The 12,700-nt window shown below is 47.9% G+C and carries 11 protein-coding genes; 4 read left to right on the forward strand and 7 right to left on the reverse strand.

Translation table 11 applies throughout. The annotated features are described in order from the left end of the window. The first annotated feature begins 47 nt into the window (after nt 1-47). The gene (locus N7974_RS09645; protein ID WP_262965410.1) at nt 48-359 is read left to right on the forward strand and encodes a type II toxin-antitoxin system RelE/ParE family toxin; all 312 of its coding nucleotides are present in this window, start codon (nt 48-50) and stop codon (nt 357-359) included. A 363-nt stretch (nt 360-722) separates the two neighbouring features. Here the strand turns inward: N7974_RS09645 and N7974_RS09650 are convergent, their stop codons facing one another. From N7974_RS09650 to traJ, 7 genes are all read right to left on the reverse strand, one after another. Continuing rightward, a complete protein-coding gene (locus tag N7974_RS09650) occupies nt 723-1,568 on the reverse strand; it encodes an aldo/keto reductase family protein (protein WP_262965411.1) in 846 nt (281 codons plus the stop codon). A 175-nt stretch (nt 1,569-1,743) separates the two neighbouring features. Then, a complete protein-coding gene (locus N7974_RS09655; RefSeq protein ID WP_394813093.1) occupies nt 1,744-4,980 on the reverse strand; it encodes a zincin-like metallopeptidase domain-containing protein in 3,237 nt (1,078 codons plus the stop codon). Nucleotides 4,981-5,026: 46 nt separating this feature from the next. Beyond that, nucleotides 5,027-5,221, reverse strand: coding sequence for a conjugal transfer protein TraD (locus tag N7974_RS09660; protein WP_262965412.1), 195 nt, complete (start codon nt 5,219-5,221; stop codon nt 5,027-5,029). 45 nt (nt 5,222-5,266) lie between these two features. After that, complete coding sequence (gene traF / locus N7974_RS09665) at nt 5,267-5,788, reverse strand: conjugative transfer signal peptidase TraF (protein WP_262965413.1); 522 nt, start codon at nt 5,786-5,788, stop codon at nt 5,267-5,269. Beyond that, the gene (locus N7974_RS09670) at nt 5,785-7,692 is read right to left on the reverse strand and encodes a type IV secretory system conjugative DNA transfer family protein (protein WP_262965414.1); all 1,908 of its coding nucleotides are present in this window, start codon (nt 7,690-7,692) and stop codon (nt 5,785-5,787) included. The genes traF and N7974_RS09670 overlap by 4 nt, the downstream gene beginning before the upstream one ends. Next, nucleotides 7,689-9,881, reverse strand: coding sequence for a TraI/MobA(P) family conjugative relaxase (gene traI, locus N7974_RS09675; protein WP_262965415.1), 2,193 nt, complete (start codon nt 9,879-9,881; stop codon nt 7,689-7,691). The genes N7974_RS09670 and traI overlap by 4 nt, the downstream gene beginning before the upstream one ends. A gap of 34 nt (nt 9,882-9,915) precedes the next feature. Next, nucleotides 9,916-10,299, reverse strand: a complete 384-nt coding sequence (gene traJ, locus N7974_RS09680) for a conjugal transfer transcriptional regulator TraJ (protein WP_262965416.1) — start codon at nt 10,297-10,299, stop codon at nt 9,916-9,918. A 346-nt stretch (nt 10,300-10,645) separates the two neighbouring features. On the opposite strand from traJ, the gene N7974_RS09685 reads away from it, so the two are divergent. From N7974_RS09685 to N7974_RS09695, 3 genes are read left to right on the forward strand one after another with little or no spacing between them, the layout of a single operon-like run. Further along, the gene (locus N7974_RS09685) at nt 10,646-11,035 is read left to right on the forward strand and encodes a TraK family protein (protein WP_262965417.1); all 390 of its coding nucleotides are present in this window, start codon (nt 10,646-10,648) and stop codon (nt 11,033-11,035) included. Continuing rightward, complete coding sequence (locus tag N7974_RS09690) at nt 11,035-11,760, forward strand: nucleotide-binding protein (protein WP_262965418.1); 726 nt, start codon at nt 11,035-11,037, stop codon at nt 11,758-11,760. The genes N7974_RS09685 and N7974_RS09690 overlap by 1 nt, the downstream gene beginning before the upstream one ends. A 3-nt stretch (nt 11,761-11,763) precedes the next feature. Beyond that, nucleotides 11,764-12,204: a conjugal transfer protein TraM gene (locus tag N7974_RS09695; protein ID WP_262965419.1), complete on the forward strand. Its 441-nt coding sequence runs from the start codon at nt 11,764-11,766 to the stop codon at nt 12,202-12,204. Nucleotides 12,205-12,700 lie beyond the last annotated feature (496 nt).

Here is a 12,700-nt window from a genome sequence, read left to right on the forward strand (position 1 = left end):
CAAGAAATCGGAACGGTACGCGAGGAATTACGGAGACACTTTGAATCATGAGGGTTGTTGTCACGGACGAGGCCAAGGCCGACTTGATGGAGATCGGCGAGTTTATCCGTCCGCATAATCCCGAACGGGCGGCAACTTTCGTTGATGAACTTCTTGGACGTTGTGCCGATCTTGCTGACATGCCCCGCGCTTTCCCATTGATTCCGCGTTATGAGCACCATGGGATTCGGCGTTGTGTACATCGGGATTACCTAATTTTTTATCGTGTTCTTGAAGACCTCATTGAGATCATCCACATTTTGCACGGTGCGCGGAATTATGAGGTGCTTTTGTTTCCAGATGATCCAATGGCGGATTGAGGAGAATACTGCGACAAATTTTTTCTGCACCATACCAGATAGGCCGAACGTAAGCATTCCAGTTTTATGTCTTATTTAAATTAAAAGTTTATAAGAACCAATAATAAGACATAATTTAAGGCGCTTTAACCTCGCATTCTACCGTTGGTATTAAAATCGTCTTAAATTGTATACCTTTACTGACGGGGCACTGAGACATTTTTCGTGTAGCAATAAGATTAATTTTAAATTATTAAGGCATTCTGAGATTAACAGTCTTTGCCTGTATTTTTAGCAGGGTTTATGAAGCGAACTGAAAAGTTGCCGAGGGATTTAAATCTACTCTAAACCCATCAGGTTTATAGCCATGGGCAAGGAATGGCTTTAAAGCAAAGTCTTTATTGCCTCACACTCATCGGTGGTCAGTTCAAAATCTAAAATTGCCAAATCTTCTCTCATATGGGTTTGCGATGTGGTACCTGTTAAGGGAATAATGTTGATTTGATTCAAATAGCGGAAAAATAGTTGGGCAACACTACGCTGATATTTCGCCGCCAAAGCTTGAAACGTGTCGTGGGCCAAAACCTTGGAATTGGCTGTCAGCGTCCAGAAGCTTTGATATATTATCTGTTGTTGCTGACAAAAATCGCGGATAGTACGATCGTATTTGGTGTCGGCATAAAAACGGTTTTGGATAACCGCCGGTTTGACCTTGGCATTTCGATACAAAAACTCCAACTGTTGAGGATCATAGCAATTACTGATGCCTAGTTGCTTGGCAGCGCCGTTGTCAAAAATCTGTTCCATTGCCCTCCACACTTCCATTGTCTGCGCCTGGCTTGCCAACGTTGAGTGCAGTACCAGGCAATCCAGATAAGTGGTTTGCAAATTTTTCAGCGAAGTCTGGAATGATTGCGCTACTTGCTCACTAAGACCGGCTTTGGCATCATAAGGAACTTGAGCCGGATCTTGGCCGGTCAACGGCGTGAATTTGCTTTGCAGATAAAGCTCGGAACGGTCTATCCCGAATTTCTGGCCGGCGGCCACGCCTTCACCGACCCCGGCTTCGTTGTAATGTTTGGGTTGACAGGCCGTATCAATACCACGAAAACCCAGACTGATCGCCTGTTCTACCAGTGCCGCCGTGCTATCTCTCTTCCAGGCCGTACCGTAAATAATCCAAGGTATCCGTACACCATAAGCGGAAGTAAAAAAATTATTAGCGTTCATGTGCATTCCAGAATAAAAGTTGAGCTTCGTTTATCCCCGCACATTAGCAGGCTTCAGGCTACCGGTCAGCAGTAATTAAGAACGGGGCATGGAGTCAATGATCAAAATCCATCGACTGGTAATGAATTTCCTTGCCTTGCCTTGCTTAACTTACCAACAACTTATAGCCCGGACATCAAATTTTTATAACTTTGCGTTGATACTGTTGCTCAAACTTTTCGGATTGTTCTTGCTCCTGCTCTGGCTTCTGTTGCGCCACCAGCTGTTTTCTGTGGCCTTCAATAATGTTGTTCAGCCGAGTGGTTACTTGACGTTCCAAACCTTCACGACCTAATACGCTGTTGGTTACCAGGTCGTTAAAGTCAGTGTAGTGCTTCATTTTGGCAATCGCTTCTTGTTGCTCATCGGTCAAACTGCCGGATCGCGCTTTTGACGGCGTTACCGGCTCCAGATTCTCCGGATAGCTTTGTTCATCAGGGGCGAAGATCGGAAAGATCGCTATTCCATCAACGGCTTTAGCTGCTGCCAAGGCTTTTTCTTTGCCGGGGTTTTTACCTTCGGTCAACGCCAGATGGACATCATTGTCGCCCGCAATAACCAATGGCTTGTCGGGGAATTTTTCGCGTAGCTGCCTGGCCACGTTCGGCAGATTGCCACTGTCAAATGCGGCGACAGTGGCATAGCCTAATACTTGCGATAGGGTGTCCGCCGTCGCGTAACCTTCGCCGATAACAATAGCCTGCGCTTTTTCAAGTGCGTCCAAGCCTTGCCCACCGACAACATGGAATGTGTCTTGTTTGGCACCTCCGGCAGCAAAGCGTTTCCTGCCATTTTTCTGAATGACTTGCACGGACCGGATGTCGCCGTGCACATCTTGAGCGGTCAGTAGTAAATCACCCGCCGTAAAAACCAACTTATCCGGATTTGTTGCACGTAATGCGGTGGACTCCTGCAACGTCTTGCCAATGATCACAGCTGAATCGGCAGGTAAGGCACTGCCATGCATCGGTACAATCCGCAAATCACCGGGACGGACCTGTTTCGTTTGTAAGTATTGATGGTCTGCCGGCGCTGGAGGCGCGATAGCCAATAGCTCTCGAAGCGCTTCTGCCACCGCATTTTGTTGGCTTTTCTGGGCGGCTTCACGCTGTTGCAGCTTGGCGGCACTATCGGCCTGCCATGTTGCCTTTTCCTCTGCGCTTAACGAGTAACCCTTGGCTTTCCATTTCAAAACCTCGCCCGTCCGGTTGTTCTGAATATAGCCCGCCGGATGGCTATCCAGGTGCCCGACATAAAACCCCGCGCGTTCACCTGCTTTATCACCCACGGTTTTTATTCGATGCTTGTTACCGTCCATGACCGGGTGTTGGCTGGTAACGACACAACCCGCTGTCTGCAACGCTTCGGCAAATTCCTCACGCGGTGTCATGGCGGGCGCTTGTTGATTTATCACGTTCTCCGGTAACCAGCGTTGTAATTTATCCCTATCCGCCGTCGGCAAGGCGTACCAAGACTTTGCCTGCTTATCCCACAGTGCGCCCTCAGCCTTGGCAGCCATCCGTTCGCGGTAAGGAACCGCAAGATATTGCCTGGCCGCCCTTACTTCATCAGTTGCCGTGTTGATAGTCGTCTGAGCCTGAGCGTTTAACGTGGCATCCACTGAAGGTTGCCAGGTAGAGAACAATGCTTGCTCGACACCGGCCGGAATATACCAAGACTGCTGACCTCTATCCCATTTAGCCCCGAGGCTTTTGGCGGCATTCTTTTCGCGAAAAGGCACATTAATGTAGACTTTGTCGTCTTGACTATTTCCTTGCTGGCTGGTGCTAGTGGTAGCCTGGACAGCATTTGTCTTTGACTTTTGCTGTTGCTGCTCGATCTCGATTACTTTTTTCCGGAAATCGCTATCGTGGACGGTGGCAGCTAAATCAGCAGTTTTGCGTTGTTCCCTGACTGCCGAAATAGCCTCAGCCGTGCTCTTTGGATCACTTTTAACACGCTGTTCCTCAAGTCGCGCTAACACTGCGGCTTTTTGATAATCCTCGGCAGTCGCACTGGCTAGCTGGGACAAATCAATTGGAATAGCCGCAAACGCACGTTGCATTGCTGGTGTAATCGCAGATCCTACGCCGTTTTCCTGCTGCCAAGCTCGCCAGCCTTGTTCAAGCGTGTTGGCAATTTCAGCAAAATGCCCTTGATCCGAATGAGTCGCTTCTATGGCCCCGACTGTCTGTAAATGAGCAAGCGCCTCGTCGTACTTGCCTTGTTGTACTAAATCAATGACAACGGCGGCTGCGCCCTCCCCTATTCCTTGAGCAATTGAATGGTTCCACTCTACCAGCCCAGACTTTGCGCGTTCAATGCCTTCAACAACTGATTTGGCCAACTGCTCTGGATTAATTGTTGTTGCTGCTGCTGTCATGACGGTTACCTCGCTGGCCGGCAAATTGTCGATTTGGTTTGGTTGTTGGCGAGGCGCCTCTACCGCCTCCGGGTCTTGCTGCGTAGTGTGTTCCTGAACTTGGTTTTGCGCTATCGCCAAGACATAATTCTGAATTTTTTCTGCATCCGCCGCTGCCCGGAAAATTTCCAGGGGATCGTCTTTCAGTGCCTTGATCCATGAACCGACATAAGCGGCATGTTGGCTTGGATCGTGGCCAATGCCAAGAGTGTCCCCCAAAATCATGCTGGCAATTTCAGCGCGCAGTTCTTCCTTGGCGTAGCCTTCGCTGCCAAAGGGGTGAGACAGATCGCGGTTGAGCCGATCAGAGTGACCCGTGCTGTGTCCAAGCTCATGCAAGGCGGTTGCATAAAAGTTTTCAGCGCTGGGAAACTGCCCCTTATCCGGTAAATGAATACTATCGGTCAATGGCCGGTAAAACGCACGGCCTTTACCGTTGTAATGAATGGGCACGCCACTCGCAGCTAATATCGCTTCGGCCCGTTCAATAGGATTCCAGGTTTGCTCTTTGCGCTGGATAGGCGGCAAGCCATCGATTTGTTCGGCATTAAACACTGTCGCAAAAAATACCTGCGGTCTTTCCAGTTTGACGACGTCTTTAACCGGCTTGCCATCCCTGTCGACTAACGGTTTACCTGCAGCGTCTTTCTTGATGTGTTCGTCGACAAATTTCCAGTATTGAATGCCGGTACCCTTCTCGCCTTTGCGGACTTGAGCCCCCGCTTCGGTAGCCTGCTTATAGGTCATCCAACGTTGATCGTCTCGCGCCTGTGCTAATAAATACAGTGAGTTAATCCCTTTGTAGCGATTATCCGTTACCGGGTTGTAAGGCAGGAAGGCACCGGACTCGCCGGAATCCCAAGGTCTTTGCCAGGGCGCAGTACCTTCCTCAAGTTGCTTGATTAACTTTTCGGCAACGATTTCATGAAACGGTTTGTTGTTTTTAGCCATTGAAATAACCTCCTGCGGGTTAGCGACGATGGGGTAAGTTACGGAGTCAGGCTGATCGTTCAGCCCAATCGATACTGCTTTCCAAGGCATCGGTTGCACTGAGCGCGTCCTCGTCAAAGGCGCCTGCTTGCTCGGCCTCCTCTGGATCAAACGCTACGGCAAAGCCTGGGCTCGTTTCTGCGTCAGTCAATTTTTCATTAAGAGCATTTGCGGCGCTAATCTCTTTATCATTCATGGTCATGCGCTTTCTCCTTATTGGTTAATATGGCAATTTAAAACGGCTTGCTTACCAGGTAAAAATAGGGCGAATAACGCCCAGTATTTGTGATCGCTGAATCGGGCCAAAATAACGTCCATCAAACGATTTTTGACTAACATCAGTCATCAGTAACACATCACTTTCCCCTAACTCATACTCGGCTCTAAGCACTGGCAAAGGCCGCCCATAGCTATCAGCGTTAAGTGGCACGCTGAACGGTAACCATTGACCATTGACACGAACACCCTCTTTGGTCAGGCTAACTTTGTCATTTTTAACGGCTAAAACTTTTTTCATCAGATATTGATAAGCACCCGGACAAAAACCAGCCTTGAAGTAACCACGGCGCTTGGCTTCATCGAACGCGTCACTGGGCGGCGGACAAAAAATCACATAAGCGCCCTTCTCAACAGGTCTTTCTGTCAGCCAATATAGGCCAACCGGTATACTGTTTGAGGTATTAACCCATGCCCCGATGGCATAAGCACCATACTCAAGCAACAGAACAGATATCCCAGCGTATAAAGTCAGCAAAGTCAGTCGCTTCATAGCTTAATGCCCTCCCCTGACTGAGCATACGCGCGCCTTAACCTGTCACTGTGTTTCGGTGCCTGAATGGCGGCACGAACCTTAAAAACAGGATCTTGGAAGTATAAGGGCTGAACACCATAAATTGCCGGGAACCCGGCAACATAAACAACCATGTCACCGGGTTTATTGATAAGTCCTTCGCTGTCTTTCCCTGGCCCCGGCATACGCAAACATTCGTCGGTGGTTAACAACGGGCGTTGAACTTCTTGTATGGTTCGAGATACCTGCCCCAACAAGGCACTGGTTCTTCGACCACTGGTGGTAATTTGTTCTTTTGCAACGGTAGTTTGCCCGGTAAGCTTGGATAAGTGCTCGGCGGTTTCTATACGGTTAGGCGGGTAAGCATTCTGGACATGACAATTCGAGGTAATGCTTTCATCTTGACCATAGCCGGTTTCACGACTTTTGAGCTGGTTAATATCCTGACAGATCAGGTAACATTTGATGCCATAACCGGCCACAAACGCCAACGATTCTTGCAGAATTTCAAGGCGACCTAAACTGGGAAATTCATCAAGCATTAGCAACAGGCGATGCCGGTAATGTGCTTTCGGACGGCCCCCTTCAAAATCCATTCGGTCAGCCAACAGACGTGCAATCATGTTGACCAATACGCGCACCAGCGGCCGTAGCCTGGCTTTGTCATTAGGTTGTGTAACGATATACAAACTAACAGGGCTATCATAATTCATTAAATCTTTTACCGTAAACTCTGACTGGCTAACATTACGGCCAACAATGGGATCGCGATATAAGGAAAGATAAGACTTGGCTGTTGATAATACGGAACCCGCCTCTTCATCCGGCCTATCCAGCATGTCACGTGCCGCTGAACCCACCACCGGATGATTGCGACCATCGACATGACTGTAGGTGACCATTTCCTGCCACAGTTCGGCGATATTCCTGTTAGGAGCCGCCAGCATGGCATCCACAGCCGGCAAGGTTGCTGGTGTGCCTTCTGTTTTTGCTTTGTACAAGGCATGTAGTATTACGCCGACCAGTAGTGCTTGCGCCGTTTTTTGCCAGTGACTTTCTAAACCTTTGCCATCGGGGTCAACCAGCAATGTCGCCAGATTTTGAACATCCCCGACTTCGTACTCGGTGCGGATACGGATTTCATCCAGCGGATTCCAGCAAATGCAGCCCGTTAAGGCGGCTGGTTCAAATCGCAATACTTTGTTTTTGCCATGCTGTTGCCGCCAGCCAGCAGTTAATGCCCACAACTCACCTTTTAAATCGGTAATCACGCTACTGTGCGGCCAGGAAAGTAGCGTCGGCACCACCAAACCAACGCCTTTACCGGAACGAGTCGGCGCATAACACAAAATATGCTCCGGACCGTTGTGGCGTAAATAATGTTGTTTACCGTATTTATCCAACCAGGCACCGACATAAACACCATTATTCGGAGCCGTATTTTTACCGGTTATGACCTGCCAAAGCGTACGAGAGCTCGGCAAAAGACCGGCCTTTTGAATATCTTGCTTACTAGCCCAGCGGGCGGAACCGTGTAAATAAGGGTTAACTTTGGAGGAATTGGCCTGTACCATTTTAGTGACGACAAGACCCAGTAATCCAACCGCTGTAACCGTAACGCCAACACTCGCCGCGCGCATAAAAGCGTGTTGATAAAGTGCGAACCATTTTTCAGCCCAGTACACGATGGCCCAAGGTGCATAGATATGCTTGAAATTAGCGCCAAGCACCAATTGGTAGCCAAATTCGCAGGCAAAATATTGTGTCGCTGACTGAAGACCTGCAACCATCATGACAACAGCTAAAGACGGAATAACCCGGGATGTTTTAAGTTTCGAGGCCTGTACCTGTGGCCCCACCGTATTATTAAACTTATCTTTCATCGACTCCTTCCTTTCGTGGTCTTAATCGCCCCCTGCTGAGTCAGAGTGACGGGATCATCGAGGGATAGTTTTTTCAGCTTACGGACAGTTGCTTCATCTATGGGTAACACAAGTATTTCATCGCCCCGTTTTAATAGCGCTAAAGCCTGGCCCTCGACGTTACGAAGTCCCGCAAAGACCGCACTGCCGACATCCATGTGAGTATAGCGCCTGTGTTTCAATATATTGACTAATAATACCCTTTTTTTATTACGTTCTTCAATATATTTATTAGCGGCCACTAATCCGTCTGTCGCTACGCTTGCCCCAGAAAGTGACCATCGCAGTGAGTTATTTGACTGGGTTCCTTGCTGCTCCAAGTGATCAGATACATGGCGCGGCAATAACATTTCAGCTCCTCTGGCGAAGCGAACCACAGCGACATCGGACAGATCTCGCAAGCGGTTGCGACTTTCGGGCGGCGGGTGGCACCCAATGTGACTAATGTCCGGCTTCCCGGGGAAGCTGGCAGGGTTGCTTTCGTTATGGATGCCTCCTGCTGTTGTGCTTGTAGTGGTTGCGCCTGATCCAGCGACGCTAACGCCACTTCCAGTTCTTGCTCTTCGCTCATCGGCTGATTCATTGTTGCTCTCCGTTAGGTTGTTTACTGATGATAAAGCCTGCCGATGACGTTCCAAGACCGCATCGGCAAAGGTAATTTGCAATTTGGCGGTCACCGCCGCCTGGATAATCTTCGCTTTGAAATCCACGCTGCCAGTGACCGTGATTTTATTACCATAGCGTTCCATAACCAGGCGTAAGGCGGCGTCCAAGCCTTCTTTCGTGACCTCCTTCGACACCTTAAGCTTATCGCCATCATCACGTATGGCCGATCCGCCTAATCGATAGATAATGGTGCCCTTCTTGGTTATGCTGTCCTGGTTGGCATTGACTCCCGACTGCATTCGCTGACCGTCACCAGCGCTAATCGTATTACCGTTAAGCCCTTGTGACCGCTCCCGCGCACGAAGTGCTGCCAAAGCATCCTGGTCGCCTGCAGTCGCCTGACGACGCAACCAATCCGCCCATTGTTGCGGCTGGTATTTTTTAAAAATGTTGACTCGCTCTTGCCGGTACTGTGCTTTTATAAGCTCGACCTCCTTGTGCATTGCCTTGCTGGTCATTGCATACAGCAGTTTTTTTTCATCCCTTGTCTGCCCCATTAGTTTGGTCGCCGCGCGCTTCAACTTTGCCGAACGTCTAGCGTCTTCAATCCGTCTGTTTTTATGCTCACGGGCAAGCGTCCATTCCCGGGTACGCTTAGCCCCCATGCCTTGCTGCTCTGTTTGGTATCTGGCAAATAACAAGGTAGTGTCAATATGTGAACGAACCGGACGGGCTTTATAGTTCTTTTTTTGACTTCCAGCATGGTCAGACTGGTCAGCTGACGGCACAAAAGCACCGAACTTGTTTTCAAGCGTCGCTTTTGACAGTTCGCGGGCGACTGAACTGGCCTTCACCATTAATCCGTCTTGATCAGTTATCACCAAGCCATTGCCACGTTCTTTTAATGCCAATCCGTTTTCCTGCAGAACTCGATGCATATCTGTCCACGATGTCGCCGTTTGCAATTGCTCCAGGCATTCCCGCTTGATCCAGCCCAATAAACTCTCAACTCCGGCGTGATGCTCCAGATCATTAGCACGGTTTTCACTACCTACTTTTAAAGATTGATGATTGACCTGAGTCAAGCCATACTCCTGCTCAAGCTTTTCACATAACTTCCCCAGCACTTTGTAACTGTAATAAGGATCATGGAGCGTGTAACGAGTCGGGTGTATCTTGTTAATCGCGATATGTATATGAAGATTGTCAGTATCGTGGTGAACAACACTGACACGCTGATGTTCACCATAACCCAGCCCAGCACAAATTTTCGTCTCTATTGCTGTCAAAATGATCTCGTCAGGCTGTTCGCCGGCAGGAAAGCTCACCACTAAATGAAAGGTTTTATCCGATTCAGCTCGGGTGTTTTTTTCCTGCGTATTGATGATTTCAAGAACAGCCGCATCAGGTCGATCAGACTCACAATTGGTGACCGACACAAAACCAACACGCTCGCTCTTTTCCTGTTCATCGGTCATGTAGTTAACCAATTCGGCAAAATCACTTTTCTTAACCGACTTCATGGCTACCTGTTTGGCAATCATGTAACCTCGCTAAAAATTTTATCCGCTAAAATAATTACTTTTCTGCACGCGGCCTAACGACCGTCTTCATCACCGCAATCATTTTGTCTTGCGTATCCTCGATACGCGCTAGCGCGGCTCGAAGAGTAGACTCACCAAACTGGGCAGTACGAACATCATTCGTTAACCAAAGCTTAAGAAGACCGCCAAGTCGGCCAAGATCACCATTGATTTTCGCCAATTCCATAACCCGGTCATTATCAACAAGGCTTTTCGGCAGATAACCCAGTCCAAGCATCCGTAAATAGGCAGACATGCTGCGTCCGGTTTGTCTGGAAAATTCTGCTATTGCCGCTTTTTCGTCTGGAGTAACCCGGACAACAATAGGTGTGCTTCCCTTTCGGGTTGGTTTCTTTTCCTGCAGTTTATCTTGTTTCATTTTCCCCTCTAATACACATTTACTGGCGGCAGCCGGTTGGCCTCGCAGAGCAAGATGTCCCGTTGAGTGCATAGCGCGAATAAGGGAGAAGTGAAATGCTGGTGCCTGCTACGCAGGTGCTAGCACTTCACACATCTTGCCCGGACTTTTACCGGTTTTACGCCAGAAAGAATAGGCTGATAATCTTTATTCTCAATATAATAAAACTTGATTTATTATATATTGAATGAAAAAATTAGCAAAACCAAAAAAAACAAGACTGTTGCATGCTTTAAGACCGGAAAAAAATAGATAAACAACTTTCAAGAAAGATTTAAACAAGTTCTAAACAATTACCCAACAAGATATGACAAAGAAACTATCTGAACGTATCGCTGAGCGGGCAAAAATAAAACAACAGAGCCGGAACGCCAGAAATCGTGCCCAGTTTCTCAGTGTCCGCGATGAACTACAAGAAGCACTGGATGACAACTGGACCATAAAAGACCTATGGGAAACCCTGCATGCCGAAGGTGCGATCACTTTCAGCTATCAGGCATTTCGTACTCACCTGCTGGCCTGGCAAACACCGTCACCACAAACAGCATCAGTAAGCCCAAAACGGACAATAAAGCCAACAAACCCAAGTGACTGTAAAAAAGACGAAACGACAGACAGCCAAAAAACCCAAGCTACGGAGAAGATAAGCAAGGGCTTTATCTTCGATTCATCACCCAAAAAAGAGGACTATATCTAATGGCTAAAATACACATGGTTTTACAAGGAAAAGGCGGCGTCGGAAAATCCTTTGTCGCTGCCATGCTTGCTCAATTTAAAATAAGCAAAGGACAAACACCGACCTGTGTTGACACAGACCCCGTCAACGCAACATTGAATGGTTACCAAAATCTAAACGTTACCAAGCTCGACATAATGGACGGTGATGAAATCAACTCACGCCGTTTTGATAAACTGATAGAAATGATTGCCACAACCGACACTGACATTATTATTGATAACGGCGCCAGTTCGTTCGTGCCGTTATCTCACTATCTCATAACCAATAATGTCCCGGCATTACTCAAAGAAATGGGCCATGAACTTATTATTCATACCGTTATTACCGGTGGCCAGGCCTTAATCGATACGGTTGCCGGATTTGGACAACTGGTACAACAATACCCTAACGAAACTGTTTTCGTAGTCTGGCTTAATCCGTTCTGGGGACCTATTGAAGACGGCGGCAAAAGTTTTGAACAAATGAAGGCTTACACAACCCATAAAACACGGGTGGCGGCTATCGTAAAAATACCTACCTTAAAAGAAGAAACCTTTGGCCGTGACCTTAGCGAGATGCTGCAAGACAAGCACACTTTTGCCGAAGCCATCGCCACTGAAACCAATACCATCATGATGCGGCAACGGTTAAAAATTATCCAAAAACAACTGTTCGAGCAAATGGAAACTGCAGCGGTGTTATAGACTATGAGCGAAGAAAATGATGCGCTTCTTAAAGAAATAGCGGTCAAACACGGTATAGCCGTCGGTCGCGACGATCCGATATTGATCTTGCAAACCATCAATAACAAACTTATGCAAGATAGCCAGAAAGCCCAGCAAGACCTATTGGATCAATTTAAAGCCGAGTTGGAAGGCCTATCGTTAAGGTGGAGCACTGACGCCAAAGAAAAAGCAGAGCGCATACTCAATGTGTCGCTCTGCGCCAGTAAAGAATCAATGGAACAATTGATGCAGGCGACTGCAAAAGAACTGGTAGCAACGATCAAAAAGGAAGTAACGGCCTCCTTAAGCGTTATTAATCGACCTGTCCGCGATGCCTACCGTATAAGTGCCATGAATATACTGGCCGCTTGCCTGACAATTTTTGCCGCAGCCATTTTATTATGGACTGCCACACATTTCTAACTCATAGGGGGATTAAGTTAACAAGGATTGGATATTCAAAAAACGAAACCTGTCCGCCGCAATTAGATCTAGAAGCTGGACTTGACCTGACAACCTCTAAATGATTCTAAGCGGCATAAGGCATTGACTATCTCAGTTCGACACTTTTTTGGGACAGGTAAAGAACCTTTAACAAGCATCTCCGAAAAGGTGTTGGCTATAAAATCATCAACAGATAACGAGCATCCGGTAAGGGTCTTACCTGCTCATTGAACAAAGAGCCAACTCCATTCAATTTTTTATCAAACTTGACGGTCTCAGTTCGGCCAAAACCGGCCGATGAGGATGCCAGCGAAATTTTCCATCCCTAAGTTCAGCGAATGGCAGCTTTTCGGCAAGCAACCTTGCGTCCTCTTTGGCTCGACCCGGCCAAAACCAGCCTGACGGTCTGGGTTGTATTCCTTTGCGTCGACTGGTCGGGGTCGGCAGTATGACAGTAAGCTGCCGTCAATAACCC

Origin of the sequence: Methylobacter psychrophilus, from assembly GCF_025583945.1 — a bacterium.
GTDB lineage: Bacteria > Pseudomonadota > Gammaproteobacteria > Methylococcales > Methylomonadaceae > Methylobacter_C > Methylobacter_C psychrophilus.